Source organism: Roseovarius confluentis (assembly GCF_002917925.1).
Taxonomy (GTDB): Bacteria; Pseudomonadota; Alphaproteobacteria; order Rhodobacterales; family Rhodobacteraceae; genus Roseovarius; species Roseovarius confluentis.
This window is the reverse complement of sequence record NZ_PPFE01000002.1, coordinates 178,049-194,905: the sequence shown is the minus strand read 5'-3', so window position 1 is coordinate 194,905 and position 16,857 is coordinate 178,049. Positions and strand designations below refer to the sequence as shown.

Genomic DNA, 16,857 nt, shown 5'->3' with positions numbered 1-16,857 from the left:
CCCGCATTTGCACAGGTAAAGCACAGGTTGGGAAGATTCCGCACCTTTTCCCATGCCGGTGGGAACCGAATCGTGTAACTTGTGTTCTATAACAAGAAATTGACTTTGCTGCCCCGGGGGATTCGCGCAATGTGGCGCTTCATTTTGGTAACTTTTGCATTTCTTGGCTTCGCCTTCTGGGAGATGAGCGGCGGCGCCGATTACGCTCCGCGTGACAATTCCATCCAGGCCCAGGCGAACGCCCCGGAGCCCGAGACAACCGTCGCCGACGCGCAACCTGCCGAACCGGCCGAACCTGTCGAGCCGGAGGTCATCGACCTGCCCGAGCAAGACAAGCCCGAGCGTTTTCAGATCACCCTTGCCTCGCTCAGCGACATGTCCGAAGCCGGGTCGGCGCAGGAAACCGCCCGCACCGAGCGGGTGGAAGACAAGGCCCGTTTCCTGACGGAAAGCAGCGACGAGGACAACGCCGTGCTTGCCGCTCTTGACGAAGGCGGCGCTGCGGCGGACGAGGTCAAGAAACATTGGCCCGGCGCCATTGAACTGTTTGAGCATCAAGCCTCGCAAGCCGAGCTGCGCAAGCAGGCCGAAGCCGCGGCGCGCACGGCGCGCTCCGGCATGACCAGCGGCGACATCCGCTACGTGACCGCCACTTCCGCCAACATGCGCGGCGGTCCCGGCACGGATTTCGCCCGCGTCGGCAATCTTGCCGAAGGTGTCGAAGTGGCCGTGCTCGGCACGGCGGCCAACGGCTGGCTTGAACTCGAGGTTCTCGACACCGGCGAAACCGGCTGGATGGCCGACTGGCTCGTCAGCGCGCCGGCTCGGTGATTTCCACTCAAAGCGATTGCATATAGCACCGGACCGCGCCAAGGTCCGGCCATGACGCGGAAATCTCTTCTTATTACCGGCTGTTCGTCGGGCATCGGCTACGACGCGGCGCACGGCATGCGGGCCCGCGGCTGGCGTGTTTTCGCCTCCTGCCGACAGGAAGAGGACTGCGCGCGGATGCGGGCCGAAGGCTTCGACAGCCCCCTCATAGACTACCAACAGCCCGACACGATCACCTCCGGGCTGGCCGAGGTGCTCGAGGCCACCGGCGGCACGCTCGATGCGCTGTTCAACAACGGGGCCTTCGGCTGCCCCGGGATGGTCGAGGACCTGCCCACCGACGCCCTGCGCGATATATTCGAGGCCAACTTCTTCGGGTGGCACGACCTCACGCGGCAAGTGATCCCGGTGATGCGGGCCCAAGGGCATGGCCGCATCGTGCAGAACTCCTCGGTGCTGGGCTTCGCCACCCTGAGGATGCGCGGCGCCTACAATGCAACCAAGCACGCGCTCGAAGGACTGACCAGCACCATGCGGATCGAGATGCGCGACACGCCCATCCATATCGTCCTGATCGAACCCGGGCCCGTCACCTCCAAGATCCGCGTCAACTCGATCCCGCATTTCGAACGCTGGATCGACTGGGAAAACGCGCCCGCCCGGTCGCTCTACGAAAAACGCCTCATACCGCGCCTCTACACAAGCAGCGGTCCAGACACGTTCGAATTGCCCGCCCCCGCCGTCACGAAAAAGCTGATCCACGCGCTGGAGTCACCACGCCCCAGGCCGCGCTACTTCGTCACCACGCCGACCTACCTTCTGGACATTCTGCGACGCATCCTGCCCACCAGCGCCCTCGACTGGATACAGGCAAAACTGTAGCAAGACGGCCCGGAACGGCGGGTAAGCGGCCCCGCGTCACCATACCCCATTCGCCTTTTGACACAGACGGGCTACCTCCGCCCCTGACCGGAAAAACCAAGAGTCCCACATGCTCAACGACCCCCTTTTCATCCTTGTCGCACTCGCCTGCGGCGTCGTCGCCGTCGTCCTCATCCTGGGCATCTCGAACTTCGGCAAGGAAGGCATCGACAACGCCAAGCGCTCGAACAAGTTCATGCGCTGGCGCATCATCGCACAGTTCGTCGCGGTGGTCCTCATCCTGCTTTTCGTCTATATCCGCCGCCAAATGGGAGGTGAATGAACATGGTCGTTCTCAACAAGATCTACACCAAGACCGGCGATCACGGTGAAACCGCGCTCGGCAACGGCTCTCGCGTGGCCAAGCACTCCATGCGTGTCACCGCCTACGGCACCGTGGACGAGGTGAATGCCACCGTCGGCCTTGCCCGGTTGCACGCCGAGGGCGAAACCGACGCCGCCCTGTCGCGCATCCAGAACGACCTGTTCGATCTCGGCGCAGATCTCTGCCGCCCGGACATGGAAAACGACGACAAGGCCGAATTCACGCCGCTGCGCATGGTCGACAGCCAGGTTACACGCCTTGAGACCGAGATCGACACGATGAACAAGGTGCTCGAACCCCTGCGCAGCTTCATCCTGCCCGGCGGCTCGGCGCTCTCGGCGCATCTGCATCTCTGCCGCACCGTCTCGCGCCGCGCCGAGCGGCTTTCGGTGGAACTCGCAACGATGGAACACGTCAATCCCGCGGCGGTCAAATACCTCAACCGCCTCAGCGACTGGTTCTTCGTCGCCGCCCGCATGGCCAACGATTCGGGCCGCGACGACGTGCTCTGGACCCCCGGCGCCAACCGCTGAAATAACTGGCGCACACCGGGCAGTAGTGACATCCTGACGCGCAAATGCCGGGCGATCCAACGCCCGGCCCGAGCAGCAAGGAGAGGTCCATGTCCCTGCCCACCATCGCCATGTTCTGGGACGGCCCGCCGCTGGGCTTCATCGAACGGCTTTGCGTTACGTCCTTTGTCGATGCCGGGCACCCGGTTGTGATGTTCTCCTACCACGGCGTCGAGGATTGCCCGAAAGGCGTCGAACTGGCACCGGCCTCTGATATCCTGCCCGACCCCGACACGATCGTGCGACACGAACGCACCGGCAGCCCGGCCATTCACGCCGACAAGTTCCGCTATCACCTTTTGGCAAAGAACGACGGCATCATCTGGTCCGACACCGACGCCTACTGCCTCAAGCCCTTCATTCCCAAGGACGGCTTCTTCTTCGGGCGCGAGAACGAAAAGGTCGTCGCCAACGGCGTGATGGCCTTGCCCGCTTCCTCCCCCTCACTGCAAAGCCTGATCGAGTTTTGCGAAGACGAATACGCCATTCCGCCCTGGATGATGCCGCGCCACAAGGAAGAAATGCGCGCCCGTGCCGAGGCTGGCGACCCGATGCATGTTTCCGAAATGCCGTGGGGCGCGTGGGGCCCCAAGGCGCTGTCGCATTTCCTGCACAAGAACGACGAGTTCAAGCATGCGCTGGACCCGCACGTGCTCTATCCCGTGCTGTTCGAAGACCGGCGCATCTATTTCCGCGCGGCGTGGAAGGTCTGGAAAAAGGTGAAGGACGACACCGTTTCCATCCATTTCTACGGCCGCCGCGTGCGCGAACGGCTCCAGAACCGCTTCAACGGCACCCCGCCCGAGGAATCGGTGCTGCACGAACTGGCCCAGAAACACGGCATTACGCCCTGACGCCCCCGCTTTGCGCGCAGATTCCCCATACCGCACCGGAAACGCGACGTCGCAAGTCGGAAACGTGACGATTTTACCCTGTTTCCCCGGCTAACAGTTCTGTATCTAACGCCCCAGAGCAAGGGGCGGGGTCGTATCACAGCGGCTCTGCGCAATTTTTTAGGGAGACCATGCCGATGAAGGTGCTCGTGCCTGTCAAACGCGTGATCGACTACAACGTGAAGGTCCGCGTCAAGGCGGACGGATCGGGCGTCGATCTTGCCAATGTCAAAATGTCGATGAACCCCTTTGACGAGATCGCCGTCGAAGAGGCCATCCGCCTGAAAGAGGCCGGCAAAGCCGACGAGGTCGTCGCCGTCTCCATCGGCGTCAAGCAAGCGCAGGAAACCCTGCGCACCGCGCTGGCCATGGGCGCCGACCGCGCCATCCTGGTCGAGGCCGCCGATGACGTGCACACCGACATCGAGCCGCTCGCCGTCGCCAAGATCCTTGCCGCCGTCGTCAAGGAAGAAGAGCCCGGCCTCGTGATTGCCGGCAAACAGGCGATCGACAACGACATGAATGCCACCGGCCAGATGCTTTCTGCCCTCCTGGGCTGGAGCCAGGGCACCTTCGCCTCGTCGCTGGATGTCGCGGACGACCACGCCGTCATCACCCGCGAGGTCGATGGCGGTCTGCAGACGATCAAGGTCAAGATGCCCACGATCGTCACCGTCGACCTGCGCCTGAACGAGCCGCGCTATGCGTCGCTGCCCAACATCATGAAGGCCAAGAAAAAGCCGCTCGACGAGAAAACCGCCGCCGATTACGGCGTCGACGTCGCGCCGCGCCTCGAAATCGTCAAGACCGAAGAGCCCGAGGCCCGCAAGGCCGGCGAAATGGTCGGATCGGTCGATGAACTTGTCGCCAAACTCAAAGAAGCGGGGGCCGTGTAATGTCTGTACTTCTACTTGCCGAAGTGAACGACGGCGAACTGGCGCTCGACGCCACCGCCAAGGCCGTCACCGCCGCCTCCAAGCTGGGCGACGTGACCGTGCTCTGTGCCGGGGGCTCCGCCGCCGCCGCGGGTGACGCCGCCGCCAAGATCGACGGTGTTTCCAAGGTCCTCGTGGCCGAGGACGCCTCGCTGGGCCACCGCCTGGCGGAATCCACCGCCGCGCTGATCGTGTCGCTCGCGGGCGATTACGAACATATCGTGGCGCCTGCCACCACCGACGCCAAGAACGTGATGCCCCGCGTGGCCGCACTGCTGGACGTCATGGTGATCTCCGACGCCTCGGGCGTGGTCGACGCCAACACGTTCGAGCGTCCGATCTACGCCGGCAACGCGGTCCAGACGGTGAAATCCTCGGATGCCAAGAAGGTCGTCACCTTCCGCACCTCCACCTTCGACGCCGCCGGCGACGGCGGCTCGGCCTCGGTCGAGACCATCTCCGCCGCCGACAACCCCGGCCTGTCGGAATGGGTCGAGGACAAGGTTGCCGAATCCGACCGCCCCGAGCTGACCTCGGCGGGCGTCGTCGTCTCCGGCGGCCGTGGCATCGGATCGGAAGAGAACTTCGCCCTGATCGAGAACCTCGCCGACAAGCTGGGCGCCGCCGTTGGCGCGTCCCGTGCGGCCGTGGACTCGGGCTATGCCCCCAACGACTGGCAGGTCGGGCAGACCGGCAAGGTCGTGGCGCCGGATCTCTACATCGCCGTCGGCATTTCGGGCGCGATCCAGCACCTTGCGGGCATGAAGGACTCCAAGGTCATCGTCGCCATCAACAAGGACGAAGAAGCGCCGATCTTTCAGGTCGCCGATTACGGCCTCGTGGCCGATCTCTTCACCGCCGTGCCGGAACTGACCGAGAAACTCGGCTGAACCGTACCGCATATGACACCGAATTGACCCGCCCTCGTGGCGGGTCTTTTCGTTTTGGGCACGTGTAGGGTGGGTGAAAACCCTCGCGCGACCGGCCCGTTCAAACTTTCACGGATCCAAGACCCCCGCCAACACGGGGATCAACGCCTCCGCCACCGCGTCATGCGCCGCCTGACCCGGCAGGGTCCGAGGCACGTCCTCTTTGCGCCCCGCCGCGTAGGGTGGGTGACACCCCGCGCCCTGACCGCCCCACGCCATGTCGCCGGCCTCCACAACCGCCACCACGTGGCTCTGCAAACCCGCCAGCATCTCGCGCCCCACCAGCACCGGCTCGCACCGTGTCTCGACCGTGTCATCATCCTGCTCCGGGGCGCGCTCGGAAAACCACAACAGGACCACCGGCGTCCGGATTTCCGCGATCAGCCGCCGCATTCCCGCGTCCCAGGCCTGCGCCAGTCCTTGCCGCAGCACCCCGAACCGTTCCGGCGACACCGTCCGCAGATGCATCAGCATATGCCGCGTAAAGCTGAACTCGGTGAAATCCACCTCTGCGAACAAGCCCTGCAAAGACGGCTCGGCCCGCAGAAAGCGATCGTTGCGTCGCGAATGCACCTTGTAGAACGGGTTCGACAGGTTCGCCGCACACGGCACCTGCAACACCACCGCCGACGCCCCCCACGCGATCCGTGCCAGCCCCGGGTCGCCCAGCATCACGTCGATCCCAGCGTTGGGCTGGCCGAGGTTGACACATGCCACGCCCGTCGCCGCCTCGACGGCTTGCGCGAAAGGCCGGCTGACGAACTTGCCATAGGTCTCCGTTCCGCCGATGAACGCCACGTACTCACTCTTCAGGCTCCGCTTCGGCCCCCGAAACGCCAGCTTCGACGCCCCGTAACGGCACGCCTCCGGCGCCGCATTCCAGCGGCCCTCGCCATGAAAGGACATCACGCCTACCTCATTCAGCTCACCCAATTGCCAGCTTTGGGCCGCAGGCCTTGCGATTCCGTTAAAGGCGCAAATCGACTACAATTTTAACGGCCGCTTTCCCTTGCAGCGCCCGCGGCACGGGGCATATGGTGTCGCAAAAGCGAAAGGGACCTGCATGGACATCCGCAAGGTGGGCGTCGTCGGCGCCGGACAGATGGGCAACGGAATCGCGCATGTGATGGCCGTCGCGGGCTATGATGTCCTGCTCAACGACATCAATCAGGAGGCGCTGGACAAGGGCGTCGGCGTGATCAAGTCCAACATGGACCGCATGGTCAGCCGCGACAAGATGACGGCCGAGGACCGCGACGCCGCGCTGTCGCGCATCACCACCACGCTCGACCTGCCGGAGCTTGGCGCCACCGACCTCGTCGTCGAATCCGCCACCGAGCGCGAGACCGTCAAACAGGCCATCTTCGAGGATCTCGTCCCGCATCTCGGCCCCGACACGATCCTGACGTCGAACACCTCGTCGATCTCGATCACACGGCTTGCCAGCCGCACCGACCGCCCCGAGAAATTCATGGGCTTTCACTTCATGAATCCGGTGCCGGTCATGCAACTGGTCGAATTGATCCGCGGCATCGCCACCGACAAACCCACCTACGACGCCTGCCTCGCCGTGGTCGAAAATCTCGGCAAGACCGCCGCCAGTTCCGAGGATTTCCCCGCCTTCATCGTCAACCGCATCCTCATGCCGATGATCAACGAGGCGGTCTACACGCTCTACGAGGGCGTCGGCTCGGTCATTTCCATCGACACCTCGATGAAACTCGGCACGAACCATCCGATGGGCCCGCTGGAACTGGCCGATTTCATCGGGCTGGACACCTGCCTTGCCATCATGAACGTGCTGCATGACGGGCTCGCGGACACCAAGTACCGCCCCTGCCCGCTGCTGACGAAATATGTGGAGGCCGGCTGGCTCGGCCGCAAGACCGGCCGCGGCTTCTACGATTATCGCGGCGAGGAACCGGTCCCGACCCGCTGACGAGGCTGAAGACCCAAGCGACTCCGGCACGCCGTCGTAGGGTAGGTGATAACCCACGCGCTGCTCCGTCGCGTAGGGTGGGTGAAACCCACCTTCCTGAACGTCACCCCCCGCCCAGGCTCAGGGTATGCTCGCGCAACCACGCCATGAACCCGCGCGGGTCCTTGTCCAAAAGCTCCATCTGCTCTTGCGTGATCGGCGGCCCCACCACGGGCTTTTGCGGGTGATTGCAGCCCCGCACCACCTCGTGCAGCAAAAGACTCTGGCGCAGGGTCGGCGAAATGCAATTGGCCATCTGGTAGGCGCGCGAATTGGCGCCCGGGAAATAGATCGGCACAACCGTCGCGCCCGACCGTCGGATCATCTGCGCGGTGAAGACGTTCCATTCACGCTCCCTCACGGGCCCGAACAGGCTGTCGGACGACGCCACCACACCCGACGGGAACACGCTGATCGCGCCGCCCTCCTTCAGATGCGCCATCGCCTTGGCCCGCATCTCCACCGACTTGCGCTGCGCGTCCGGCTCGTGCGGGAATGGCACCGAGATCATGTAGGACGCCGCCACCTCGTCGATCCCGGTCAACAGCGCCCGTGTCAGGATCTTGTAATCGGTGCGCCGCCGCCCGATCAGGTCGGCCAGGATCATTCCGTCCACCAGCCCGTGCGGGTGGTTCGCAACGATCACCACCGGGCCGGTCTCGGGGATATTGTCGATCTGCTCCTGCGGGGTCAGCAGCGGGATGCCCATCGTATCGAGCGCCGCGCGCCAGAAGGGCTGTCCCGTGGGGGCGCCCTTTTTCTCGAACTCCCGGATCATCTTGATGATCGTCAGCTTGCCGGTGAACCATTCGACCGCCCGTATGGTGAAGGCCGTGCCGGGACTGTCAAAAGAGTTGGCATAGGTCAGGCTGCGCCGGTCATATTTCGTGAAATTGACCGACCCGGGCGATCCGTCGCCGCTTTGATCCTGCGCCTTTTCCGCCACGTGGTCTGTTCCCGTCCCGCCGCGCATAGCGCGCCTACATGTCCTCGCCGAACCGGTCGGCCACCAACGCGCTCACGGCATCCGCCAGCGCCTCGGCGTCGGGCCCCCAGGCTCGCACGTCAATAGTCGTTCCACGCGACGCTGCCAACATCAAAAGACCCATGATGCTGTCCGCGCCCGTGGTCTGGCCATCATGGCTGACCTCGGCCTGCGCGTCGAATCCCTCGACCACCTCCACCAGCTTGGCCGCCGCACGCGCGTGCAGGCCCTTCTCGTTGACGATCTCGATCTCGCGCGTGACGGTGTCTGTCATTTCGGTCTTGGTCTTTCTTTGTCCGGCCCACATTACGGGGAGTGACTGTCGATATACTTGCGCCCTGCATCCAGGGCGGCGCGGGCGGCCTCGGGCACCGACAGATCGCGGCTCTTGGCCAGCTTCAGCAGCATCGGCAGGTTCGCCCCGTACAGGATGCGGCGGTTCTCGGGCTGGCACGCCTTGAGCGACAGGTTCGCCGGCGACGCGCCGAAGATGTCCACCACGATCAGAACGCCGTCGCCGGTATCCACCTCGTCGGCGGCGCGGCAGATCTCATCCTGCTTTTCGGACCGGTCGAAATCACCCTCGATCGGGATGGCCTGAATACCCGACTGCCCACCGACGACATGCTCTATCGCCTTCAGATAGCCCTGGGCCAGCCCGCCATGCGCCACGATCACGATCCCGATCACGCCCCGATGTCTCCTTTCTGCTTCGCCTCGGTCTTTTCGCCGGGGCCAGACGGCGCAAGCAAGCCGCGCCGTTCCAGTTCGCGATGCCTTATAGACACCTGCCAGCCTGCCTCTGCAAGGGACTCGGACAAGGTTTCTGCCATCGTGACGCTGCGGTGCTGCCCGCCGGTACAGCCAAAGCCGATCGCCAGATAGGCCTTGCCCTCTGCCTTGTAGGCCGGCAGCAACTGCCGCACCAGGTCACCGACCCGCGCGGCGAAGCCTTCGAACATCGGGTCATCGCCCACATAGGCCCGCACCAGCGCGTCCTGCCCGGTCAATCCGCGCAGGCTGGCCTCCCAATAGGGGTTTCGCAGGAACCGGCAATCCAGCACCATGTCCAGGCCACGCGGCAGCCCGCGCTTGTAGGAAAACGACTGAACCGAGACCGACATCTGCCCGCCATCGCCCGGCGCGAACCAGCGCGACAATTCCGCGCGTAAATCGTGCGGCGACAATTCCGACGTGTCGATCAGGATATCCGCCCGCGCCCGGATCGGGCCCAGCAGGTCGAACTCCCGCGCGATCCCAGCATCCGGCGTCTCCGCCGGGGCCAACGGGTGCCGCCTGCGCGTCTCGGAAAATCGCCGCGTCAGCACCTCGGCGCTGCTGTCGAGATAAAGCACCTGCAAATGCACCGTCGCATCCGCGCTCAGCGTGTCGATCACCTCGATCAGCGCATTGGTCGAGAAATCCCGGTTGCGCGTGTCCACGCCCAGCACCAGCGGCTTGTCCGGCCCATTGCCCTCGATCAGTCGCGGCAAGAGGGACAGCGGCAGGTTGTCGATGGCCTCGAACCCCATGTCCTCCAAAGCACGGATCGCCGTGGTGCGCCCGGCACCCGACGGGCCGGTCACCAGAACCAGTCTGTTGCTTATCGGGCCTGCCGGCATCGCGGGCCACTCCTCATTCCAGCCTCATTCCAGGCGTTCGCCTCTTAGATATACTGCCACGGCGGCAGGAAAATGGGCGCTCTCGGATTTGTTAATAACAGGCAAGGGTATGCCCATGAGCCGCGTCTCTCGGGCCTCGGGAAGACGCTCGGTTTCAACCTCGTCCATGTCGACCACGAGCGCAACCGCGCAACGCCCCGCCGCAGCACTGCGCAGGATGCCCACGCCGCGCGCTTCGATCTTGCCGCGGATCGTGTCCGGCGCATCGGCCCAGAGCGTTTCGTCGTCGGCCCACACCACCGTGCGGTCGTCCGACACCAGTTCCGCACCCATTGCAAGAAGTTGCAGCGCCAGCCCCGACTTGCCACTCCCCGACGCGCCGCGGATCAGCACGGCACGGCCGTCGATGGCAACAGTGGTCGCGTGAAGGATCTGCGCGCCCGTCATTCCGGCGGTCCGGGAGCTGTCAAAGAAGGCGCCGCGCCCATCGCGTCAGACCGGCAGACCCACGACAAAGCGCGCGCCCAACGGGTCCGAGGTAATGTCGGCATCCGTGGGCCGAATGTTCTCGGCCCAGATCACGCCCTCATGCGCCTCGACGATCTGTTTCGAGATCGACAGGCCAAGGCCCGAGTTGTTGCCGAAATCATTGGCGTCGCGTTGTGAATAGAAGCGATTGAAGATCTTGGTCAGCGCCTGTTCGGGAATGCCCGGCCCAGTATCCTCGACCACGACAACGATACGGTTATCGCGTTTACGGGCCCACAGGCGAATGGCGTCGCCTTCCTCGCAGAACGAGATGGCATTGGTAATCAGGTTAACGAAAACCTGCGCCAGCCGTGCTTCCAGCCCCATGATGACAATCGGGTCTTTCGGGAAATCGGTGATGAACTCGACCCCCTTCTGCTGCGCCTGTTCGCCCAGGTAATGCGCCAGGTTGTCCAGCATCTGGATCAGGTCAAAGCTCTCCTGCTCCTCGCGCACCAGCTCGCTGTCCAGCCGCGATGCGTTCGAGATATCGCTGACCAGCCGGTCAAGGCGGCGCACGTCATGCTCGATCACGTTCAGCAGTTTCTCGCGCTGATCCTCGCGCTTGGCCACGCGCATCGTGCCCACTGCGCTGCGCAAGGACGCCAGCGGGTTCTTGATCTCGTGCGCCACGTCCGCAGCGAACTGCTCGTTGCCGTCGATCCGGTGATAAAGCGCCGTCACCATGCCCCGCAACGCGCCCGAAAGCCGCCCGATCTCGTCGGGCCGCGCAGTCAAATCGGGAATGCGGATGCGCCCGCCGCCATTGTTGCCGCCATGGCGGTTGCGCGCACCGCCCACTTCGGCGGCGGCGGCCAGTTCCGCCAGCGGGTTGGCGATGGTCGAGGCCAGGATCAGCGAAAGGCCCACAGACACCAGTATCGCCACCAGGAACATCTGCAAGACGCGCTCGCGCTCCATCCGGCTCAGCTTGTCGATCTCGCCCGAGGCACTGGACAACGCCACAACACCCACGGGCCTGTCGCCCTGCAGGATCGGCGTCGCCACCGCGAATATGGTCGAGCCGTCATTATCGCCGCGGCCGACCTGCGTGCCCTCTTCCAGCGCGTCCTCGACAAGGCCCTGTGCCAGTGTCTCGACGCTGATTTCCGTATCGTTGACCAGGATCGCCGAGAACGGGGCCGACACCCAGTTCCACACGTGGTTCAGCGCATCCGTGATCACCGTGGGCTTGTCCGGCACATCCGCGCCCGGGCGCGGCAGGTGGCCCTCGGTCCGCCCCACCAGCTGGGCCGCGCGGTCATAGACCAGCACCTCGACCCCCTGCTGCACGTCCAGCCCGTCCAGTGTGCCCGCAACGTCCAGCCCGTCCATCGCCACGAGGCTGACGGGCGCGCCTTCGGGCAGTTGCGCCTCGAACACGTCGGCAATCAGTTCCACGTCGCTTTGCAACCCGTCGGCGTGCTGTTGCGCCAACCCGTCACGCGAAGAATTGAGGTAGAGGATTCCCGCGACCAGCACGTTCAGCGCGATCAGGTTGAAGGTAATGATCTTGCGCGTCAGGGATCCGCCGCCGCCCGAGAAGTAGCCGCGCCGCGCGCGGCGCCTGCGGACCTCCTCCTCGACGACATTTTCAGGCGCCACGAAATCATCGCCAAGGACAACGCCGTCGTCGTCGTTCAGCGAGTGATCGCGCACCTGGAAGCCCTCCGCCAATGCCATGTTTCAGGCCATCATTCCTCGTTGTACCGATACCCGATCCCGTACAGCGTTTCGATGGCCGAAAACTCCGGGTCCACCATCCGCAGTTTCTTGCGCAGGCGCTTGATGTGGCTGTCGATGGTCCGATCGTCAACATAGACCTGGTCGTCATAGGCCACGTCCATCAGCTGATCGCGGCTTTTCACGAAACCGGGCCGTTGCGCCAGCGCCTGAAGCAGCAGGAATTCGGTCACGGTCAACGATACGTCCTGACCCTTCCACGCCACCGCGTGGCGCAGCGGGTCCATGCGCAGCTCGCCGCGCTCGATCACCTTGGTGTCCTCGGTCTCGGCCACCACGTTGCCGTCAACCGCATCCTGCCGGCGCAGCAGCGCGCGGATACGCTCGACCAGCAAACGCTGGCTGAACGGTTTCTTCACGTAGTCGTCCGCGCCCATGCGCAAGCCCAGCACCTCGTCGATCTCGTCGTCCTTGGAGGTCAGGAAAATGACCGGCATCGCCGATTTCTGGCGTAGCCGCTGCAACAGGTCCATCCCGTCCATCCGGGGCATCTTGATGTCCAGCACCGCCATGTCCGGCAGCTTCTTGGTGAAGGCCTCGTAAGCCTGTTGACCATCGTTATAAGTTTCGACCTCGAAGCCTTCCGCCTCAAGGGTCATGGATACCGATGTCAGAATATTTCTGTCATCGTCCACAAGGGCGATTTTTGACATTATGATTTCCTTGTACTGCTCGGTTGCCTGCTTTTTTTCGATACTATGAGCCGTTTTCGCCTTTTTAATCAATCCCAAACTGCGAATCAGCAGGGCTTTCCGGATTATCTGACGCGAAAATGTCTTAGGAATGGCTAAATTGACTCACTTTTCCAGTCCGCGATTGCAGAACCATGGCGGCAGCGCGCCCATGATGGCGCTAACGTCCGATTTGGTTGCGCTAACTGTGCATTTGCGTCCTGTTCAATCATAAAACCGTCATGTTATGAGGCCCGCGAAACAGCCGGTACGGGCCGGTTTCTTACCGCCAATTTCGGCGGACCTGCATGGCCAGCCCCGCCAAAAGGGCGGACGGCCAGAACTCAAGGAGCGCAAGCATGTCAGCAGGACGGGTCAACCCCAACTTCACCCTCGAGGATCAAGGCATCACCGGACTGGGCGAAGTTCACTACAACCTGATCGAACCCGCCCTCATCGAAGAGGCCCTGCGCAAGGGCGAAGGCCGCCTGGGCAAGGGCGGCACCTTCCTCGTCTCCACCGGCCAGTTCACCGGCCGCTCGCCCAAGGACAAGCACGTCGTCAAGACCGACAGCGTGGCCGAGCATATCTGGTGGGACAACAATGCGCCCATGACACCCGAGGCATTCGACCAGCTTTATACCGACATGCTCGCCCACATGCAGGGCCGCGACTACTTCGTGCAGGATCTCGTCGGCGGCGCCGACCCCGCGCATTCGATCAACATGCGCATGGTTACCGAACTGGCATGGCACGGCCTCTTCATCCGCCACATGCTGCGCCGTCCCGAGCGCGAGACGCTCGACAGCTTCACTGCCGATTTCACCGTCATCAACTGCCCCAGCTTCAAGGCCGACCCCGCCAAGCACGGCTGTGTCTCGGAAACCGTGATTGCCATCAACTTCGACCGCAAACTGATCCTCATCGGCAATTCCGAATACGCGGGCGAGAACAAGAAATCGGTCTTCTCGGTCCTGAACTACCTGCTGCCCGAAAAAGGCATCATGCCGATGCACTGCTCGGCCAACCACGCCAACGGCAACCCGGTCGACACCGCCATCTTCTTCGGCCTTTCGGGCACCGGCAAGACCACCCTTTCGGCCGATCCCAACCGCACGCTCATCGGCGATGACGAACACGGCTGGTCGGATCGCGGCACCTTCAACTTCGAGGGCGGCTGCTATGCCAAAACCATCAACCTCGACCCCGAGGCAGAGCCGGAAATCTACGCCACGACCGAGAAATTCGGCACCGTGATCGAGAACATGGTCTATGACGAGGAAACGCTCGAACTGGACTTTGCCGACGATTCACTGACGGCCAACATGCGCTGCGCCTATCCGATGAGCTATATCTCCAACGCCTCGGAAACCGCGCTTGGCGGGCATCCCAAGAACATCATCATGCTGACCTGCGACGCGTTCGGCGTGCTGCCTCCCATCGCGCGGCTGTCGCCGGCACAGGCGATGTACCACTTCCTCAGCGGCTTCACCGCCAAGGTCGCCGGAACCGAGCGCGGCCTGACCGAGGCCGAGCCGACCTTCTCGACCTGCTTCGGCGCGCCCTTCATGCCGCGCCGCCCCGAGGTCTACGGCAACCTGCTGCGCGAAAAGATCGCCAAGCACGGCGCGACCTGCTGGCTGGTCAACACCGGCTGGACCGGCGGCGCCTACGGCACCGGCGAGCGGATGCCGATCAAGGCCACCCGTGCCCTGCTGACCGCCGCACTCGACGGCTCGCTGAACGAGGTCGAGTTCCGCAAGGACGCCAATTTCGGCTTCGAGGTTCCGGTCAGCGCCCCTGGCGTGCCCGAGGTCCTGCTGGACCCGCGCCGCACCTGGGACGACGGCGCGGCCTACGACGCGCAGGCCGAGAAGCTGGTCAAGATGTTCGCCGACAATTTCGAGCAGTACGTGCCCTATATCGACGAGGACGTGAAAGCAGCCGCCATAGGCTAAGGCTTAAACGCCCCGACCGGGCTGACACCGCCCCCGTGCTTCAGGCGCGGGGGCTTTTTCATGCCCGCCCTTCGTCCCGGGCGTGCGCGCCCGAGACACCGTAGGGTGGGTGACAACCCACGCAGCTCCCCTGCTACCGCGGCGTCGCCTTGTTCAACGGGCTCTCCACCGGCGGCGGCGCGACGTCCATCACACCCAGCGCATTGAACCCCCCCAGCACCGCGTCCACCGCGATAGTCGCCAGAACGATCCCCATCACCCGGCTGATCACGCTGGCCCCTGTGCTGCCGATCATCCGGTGCACATGGGTCGCCGCCAGCAAAAGCCCGAGCGTCAACAGCAACACCAGCATCAACAGCCCCGCCGTGATCGCCTGATCGGCCAGCGACTCGGTGTGGTTGTCGGTCAGGATCACGATGGCCAACATCGCCCCGGGCGACGCGATCGACGGCATCGCCAACGGGAAGACCGCGCCCGCCAGGTGGTCGCGCTCGGCCTCCTCGATCTCGCGCGCGGGCTTCGACTCGCCGAAGATCATTGTCATCGCGAACAAGAACAGGATGATCCCGCCCGCGACTTGGAACGACCCCAGTCGCAGACCCAGCGATTCCAGCAAGAACTGCCCGCCCACCAGGAACGCCAGCAGCACCAGCGCCGCAATCGCCACCGCCCGCAGCGCGAACCGTCTGTGCAGTGCCCGTGGCACGCCCTGCACCGCGAACAGGAACACCGGGATGGACCCGACCGGGTCGATCACCACGATCAGCGTCACCAGTTCTCTTGCCAGGGCAGCCCAGTCCATTGGGGTAACTTTCCGATTGAAGCCGATCCGCGAACAGTCGGACCCACCGGTTCCGTTTATCTTATGCCGCGCCGGGTTTGAACCTCGAAGACCACGCAAAGCGCCGATCGACAGCCCGGCTGACACATTGTTGACCTACGCTTTCGCGGACACGGGGAGGTCGAAAGACGACACCCCCTCCATCGGATGTTTCGACAGGCCGTTCCTGATCCACATTATCCGGGACGTCTTCGTCATCTCTCCGATCGTCACTGTGCCGGAGTTCTCGCTGAAAGCCGCACTCGTCAATTACATGGACATCACCAATGGCGAGGACGAAGCCTAGGTGGTGGCCGAGAACCTGACCGATAATGCCCGATCGATCATGCGCAACTAAGGCGGCATCGTCGCAGCCCGCACCATGTTTCCCATACCGGAGACCAAGTGGTCCGACCCAGGCCATGTCACCGCACCACGACACTCAGGTCACCACGCTGGTCCCACCGAAGGCCCGTCCCGGGCTTGACCCGGGGGGACCTCTCTTCGAGAGTCGAAACCACGTCGGCAACGCCCCTGCCGGTCGCGCATCCCGGCAGGCACCGTGGGGTGGGTGGAAACCCACGCCACCCCACGCCGCGTTTACTTCGGCAACGTCCCTTCCAGAACATACCGCAGGATCTCCACCACTTGCCCCGGCTCCCGCGTGACGGCGAGCGCCGCGGCATCCACCTCTTTCAGCGCGTGGTCATGCTCCGGCGGTTGCAGGATGATCAGCGACTTGCCCATCGCGCTGGCATAGCCCGCGTCAAAGGCCGCGTTCCATTGCTTGTACTTGTCGCCGAACCGCACAACGACCACGTCGGCCTCCTCGATCCCTTTGCGGGTGCGGATCGCGTTCACCATGGCGCCCTTGTGGTCGTGCCAGTACTTGTTCTCTTCCGCGCCCAGTATTTCCACGCCGCAATCGTCGCTGGCCCCGTGATCCGTCACCGGCGCGGAAAACTCCACGTCCAGGCCCTTGGCCCCCTCGATGATCTGCTCGCGCCAGTCGGTATGGATCTCGCCGGAAAGGTATACGCTCAGCATCTGATATTCTCCTTGTTCAGTATCGCCGCACAATCTGCATCCCACGGCCCGGATTACAAGCGGAACGCACCGCATAACGCGACTAGGTCCCAACCGTAG

20 protein-coding genes are annotated in these 16,857 nt (G+C 63.8%); 10 read left to right on the top strand and 10 right to left on the bottom strand.

The window, feature by feature from the left end:
• Positions 1–129 precede the first annotated feature (129 nt).
• The 7 genes from C2I35_RS05790 to C2I35_RS05760 all read left to right on the top strand — a co-directional run bounded on the left by C2I35_RS05790 (position 130) and on the right by C2I35_RS05760 (position 5,367).
• The gene (locus C2I35_RS05790; RefSeq protein ID WP_103762091.1) at positions 130–831 is read left to right on the top strand and encodes an SH3 domain-containing protein; all 702 of its coding nucleotides are present in this window, start codon (positions 130–132) and stop codon (positions 829–831) included.
• 51 nt (positions 832–882) lie between these two features.
• Positions 883–1,713, top strand: coding sequence for an SDR family NAD(P)-dependent oxidoreductase (locus C2I35_RS05785; RefSeq protein ID WP_103762090.1), 831 nt, complete (start codon positions 883–885; stop codon positions 1,711–1,713).
• Positions 1,714–1,822: 109 nt separating this feature from the next.
• Positions 1,823–2,035, top strand: coding sequence for a twin transmembrane helix small protein (locus C2I35_RS05780; RefSeq protein WP_103762089.1), 213 nt, complete (start codon positions 1,823–1,825; stop codon positions 2,033–2,035).
• Positions 2,036–2,037: 2 nt separating this feature from the next.
• Positions 2,038–2,610: a cob(I)yrinic acid a,c-diamide adenosyltransferase gene (locus C2I35_RS05775; protein WP_103762487.1), complete on the top strand. Its 573-nt coding sequence runs from the start codon at positions 2,038–2,040 to the stop codon at positions 2,608–2,610.
• Positions 2,611–2,699: 89 nt separating this feature from the next.
• Positions 2,700–3,503, top strand: coding sequence for a hypothetical protein (locus C2I35_RS05770; RefSeq protein ID WP_103762088.1), 804 nt, complete (start codon positions 2,700–2,702; stop codon positions 3,501–3,503).
• 176 nt (positions 3,504–3,679) lie between these two features.
• Positions 3,680–4,438 (top strand): electron transfer flavoprotein subunit beta/FixA family protein, encoded by a 759-nt coding sequence (locus tag C2I35_RS05765; protein ID WP_103762486.1) that lies wholly within the window; start codon positions 3,680–3,682, stop codon positions 4,436–4,438.
• Positions 4,438–5,367 carry an electron transfer flavoprotein subunit alpha/FixB family protein gene (locus tag C2I35_RS05760; protein WP_103762087.1) on the top strand — a complete coding sequence of 310 codons (930 nt, stop codon included), beginning with the start codon at positions 4,438–4,440 and terminating at the stop codon, positions 5,365–5,367. Before C2I35_RS05765 ends, C2I35_RS05760 begins: the two co-directional genes overlap by 1 nt.
• 108 nt (positions 5,368–5,475) lie before the next feature.
• Here C2I35_RS05760 and C2I35_RS05755 read toward each other — a convergent pair whose 3' ends face one another.
• A complete protein-coding gene (locus C2I35_RS05755; RefSeq protein ID WP_103762086.1) occupies positions 5,476–6,312 on the bottom strand; it encodes a DUF6473 family protein in 837 nt (278 codons plus the stop codon).
• Positions 6,313–6,469: 157 nt separating this feature from the next.
• Here C2I35_RS05755 and C2I35_RS05750 point away from each other — a divergent pair, with 157 nt between their 5' ends.
• Positions 6,470–7,345 carry a 3-hydroxybutyryl-CoA dehydrogenase gene (locus tag C2I35_RS05750; protein WP_103762085.1) on the top strand — a complete coding sequence of 292 codons (876 nt, stop codon included), beginning with the start codon at positions 6,470–6,472 and terminating at the stop codon, positions 7,343–7,345.
• Between the two features lie 103 nt (positions 7,346–7,448).
• On the opposite strand, the gene C2I35_RS05745 is transcribed toward C2I35_RS05750, so the two are convergent.
• Genes C2I35_RS05745 through C2I35_RS05715 form a run of 7 tightly spaced genes read right to left on the bottom strand, consistent with a single transcriptional unit; the run spans position 7,449 to position 12,915 of the window.
• Positions 7,449–8,357, bottom strand: a complete 909-nt coding sequence (locus C2I35_RS05745; RefSeq protein ID WP_103762084.1) for a lysophospholipid acyltransferase family protein — start codon at positions 8,355–8,357, stop codon at positions 7,449–7,451.
• Between the two features lie 7 nt (positions 8,358–8,364).
• Positions 8,365–8,643 carry an HPr family phosphocarrier protein gene (locus tag C2I35_RS05740; protein ID WP_103762485.1) on the bottom strand — a complete coding sequence of 93 codons (279 nt, stop codon included), beginning with the start codon at positions 8,641–8,643 and terminating at the stop codon, positions 8,365–8,367.
• Between the two features lie 32 nt (positions 8,644–8,675).
• Positions 8,676–9,059, bottom strand: coding sequence for a PTS sugar transporter subunit IIA (locus C2I35_RS05735; RefSeq protein WP_103762083.1), 384 nt, complete (start codon positions 9,057–9,059; stop codon positions 8,676–8,678).
• Entirely contained in the window at positions 9,056–9,991 is a 936-nt protein-coding gene (gene rapZ / locus C2I35_RS05730) for an RNase adapter RapZ (protein WP_103762082.1), read from the bottom strand. The genes C2I35_RS05735 and rapZ overlap by 4 nt, the downstream gene beginning before the upstream one ends.
• A 24-nt stretch (positions 9,992–10,015) precedes the next feature.
• A complete protein-coding gene (locus C2I35_RS05725) occupies positions 10,016–10,438 on the bottom strand; it encodes an HPr kinase/phosphorylase (protein WP_103762081.1) in 423 nt (140 codons plus the stop codon).
• Between the two features lie 45 nt (positions 10,439–10,483).
• A complete protein-coding gene (locus C2I35_RS05720; RefSeq protein ID WP_103762080.1) occupies positions 10,484–12,202 on the bottom strand; it encodes a sensor histidine kinase in 1,719 nt (572 codons plus the stop codon).
• Positions 12,203–12,213: 11 nt separating this feature from the next.
• Positions 12,214–12,915, bottom strand: coding sequence for a response regulator transcription factor (locus tag C2I35_RS05715; protein ID WP_103762079.1), 702 nt, complete (start codon positions 12,913–12,915; stop codon positions 12,214–12,216).
• A 377-nt stretch (positions 12,916–13,292) separates the two neighbouring features.
• On the opposite strand from C2I35_RS05715, the gene C2I35_RS05710 reads away from it, so the two are divergent.
• Positions 13,293–14,891 carry a phosphoenolpyruvate carboxykinase gene (locus C2I35_RS05710; protein ID WP_103762484.1) on the top strand — a complete coding sequence of 533 codons (1,599 nt, stop codon included), beginning with the start codon at positions 13,293–13,295 and terminating at the stop codon, positions 14,889–14,891.
• Between the two features lie 133 nt (positions 14,892–15,024).
• Here C2I35_RS05710 and C2I35_RS05705 read toward each other — a convergent pair whose 3' ends face one another.
• Positions 15,025–15,693 (bottom strand): MarC family protein, encoded by a 669-nt coding sequence (locus C2I35_RS05705; RefSeq protein WP_103762078.1) that lies wholly within the window; start codon positions 15,691–15,693, stop codon positions 15,025–15,027.
• Between the two features lie 130 nt (positions 15,694–15,823).
• Here C2I35_RS05705 and C2I35_RS05700 point away from each other — a divergent pair, with 130 nt between their 5' ends.
• Positions 15,824–16,018, top strand: a complete 195-nt coding sequence (locus C2I35_RS05700) for a hypothetical protein (protein WP_103762077.1) — start codon at positions 15,824–15,826, stop codon at positions 16,016–16,018.
• 293 nt (positions 16,019–16,311) lie between these two features.
• On the opposite strand, the gene C2I35_RS05695 is transcribed toward C2I35_RS05700, so the two are convergent.
• Positions 16,312–16,758 carry a YtoQ family protein gene (locus C2I35_RS05695; RefSeq protein WP_103762076.1) on the bottom strand — a complete coding sequence of 149 codons (447 nt, stop codon included), beginning with the start codon at positions 16,756–16,758 and terminating at the stop codon, positions 16,312–16,314.
• Positions 16,759–16,857 lie beyond the last annotated feature (99 nt).

What these genes read in the sequence shown, in the direction of transcription:
- C2I35_RS05790 (WP_103762091.1), top strand. Translation starts at nt 130, where the DNA reads ATGTGGCGCTTCATTTTGGTAACTTTTGCATTTCTTGGCTTCGCCTTC.
- C2I35_RS05785 (WP_103762090.1), top strand. Translation starts at nt 883, where the DNA reads ATGACGCGGAAATCTCTTCTTATTACCGGCTGTTCGTCGGGCATCGGC.
- C2I35_RS05780 (WP_103762089.1), top strand. Translation starts at nt 1,823, where the DNA reads ATGCTCAACGACCCCCTTTTCATCCTTGTCGCACTCGCCTGCGGCGTC.
- C2I35_RS05775 (WP_103762487.1), top strand. Translation starts at nt 2,038, where the DNA reads ATGGTCGTTCTCAACAAGATCTACACCAAGACCGGCGATCACGGTGAA.
- C2I35_RS05770 (WP_103762088.1), top strand. Translation starts at nt 2,700, where the DNA reads ATGTCCCTGCCCACCATCGCCATGTTCTGGGACGGCCCGCCGCTGGGC.
- C2I35_RS05765 (WP_103762486.1), top strand. Translation starts at nt 3,680, where the DNA reads ATGAAGGTGCTCGTGCCTGTCAAACGCGTGATCGACTACAACGTGAAG.
- C2I35_RS05760 (WP_103762087.1), top strand. Translation starts at nt 4,438, where the DNA reads ATGTCTGTACTTCTACTTGCCGAAGTGAACGACGGCGAACTGGCGCTC.
- C2I35_RS05755 (WP_103762086.1), bottom strand. Translation starts at nt 6,312, where the DNA reads ATGTCCTTTCATGGCGAGGGCCGCTGGAATGCGGCGCCGGAGGCGTGC.
- C2I35_RS05750 (WP_103762085.1), top strand. Translation starts at nt 6,470, where the DNA reads ATGGACATCCGCAAGGTGGGCGTCGTCGGCGCCGGACAGATGGGCAAC.
- C2I35_RS05745 (WP_103762084.1), bottom strand. Translation starts at nt 8,357, where the DNA reads ATGCGCGGCGGGACGGGAACAGACCACGTGGCGGAAAAGGCGCAGGAT.
- C2I35_RS05740 (WP_103762485.1), bottom strand. Translation starts at nt 8,643, where the DNA reads ATGACAGACACCGTCACGCGCGAGATCGAGATCGTCAACGAGAAGGGC.
- rapZ (WP_103762082.1), bottom strand. Translation starts at nt 9,991, where the DNA reads ATGCCGGCAGGCCCGATAAGCAACAGACTGGTTCTGGTGACCGGCCCG.
- C2I35_RS05725 (WP_103762081.1), bottom strand. Translation starts at nt 10,438, where the DNA reads ATGACGGGCGCGCAGATCCTTCACGCGACCACTGTTGCCATCGACGGC.
- C2I35_RS05720 (WP_103762080.1), bottom strand. Translation starts at nt 12,202, where the DNA reads ATGGCATTGGCGGAGGGCTTCCAGGTGCGCGATCACTCGCTGAACGAC.
- C2I35_RS05715 (WP_103762079.1), bottom strand. Translation starts at nt 12,915, where the DNA reads ATGTCAAAAATCGCCCTTGTGGACGATGACAGAAATATTCTGACATCG.
- C2I35_RS05710 (WP_103762484.1), top strand. Translation starts at nt 13,293, where the DNA reads ATGTCAGCAGGACGGGTCAACCCCAACTTCACCCTCGAGGATCAAGGC.
- C2I35_RS05705 (WP_103762078.1), bottom strand. Translation starts at nt 15,693, where the DNA reads ATGGACTGGGCTGCCCTGGCAAGAGAACTGGTGACGCTGATCGTGGTG.
- C2I35_RS05695 (WP_103762076.1), bottom strand. Translation starts at nt 16,758, where the DNA reads ATGCTGAGCGTATACCTTTCCGGCGAGATCCATACCGACTGGCGCGAG.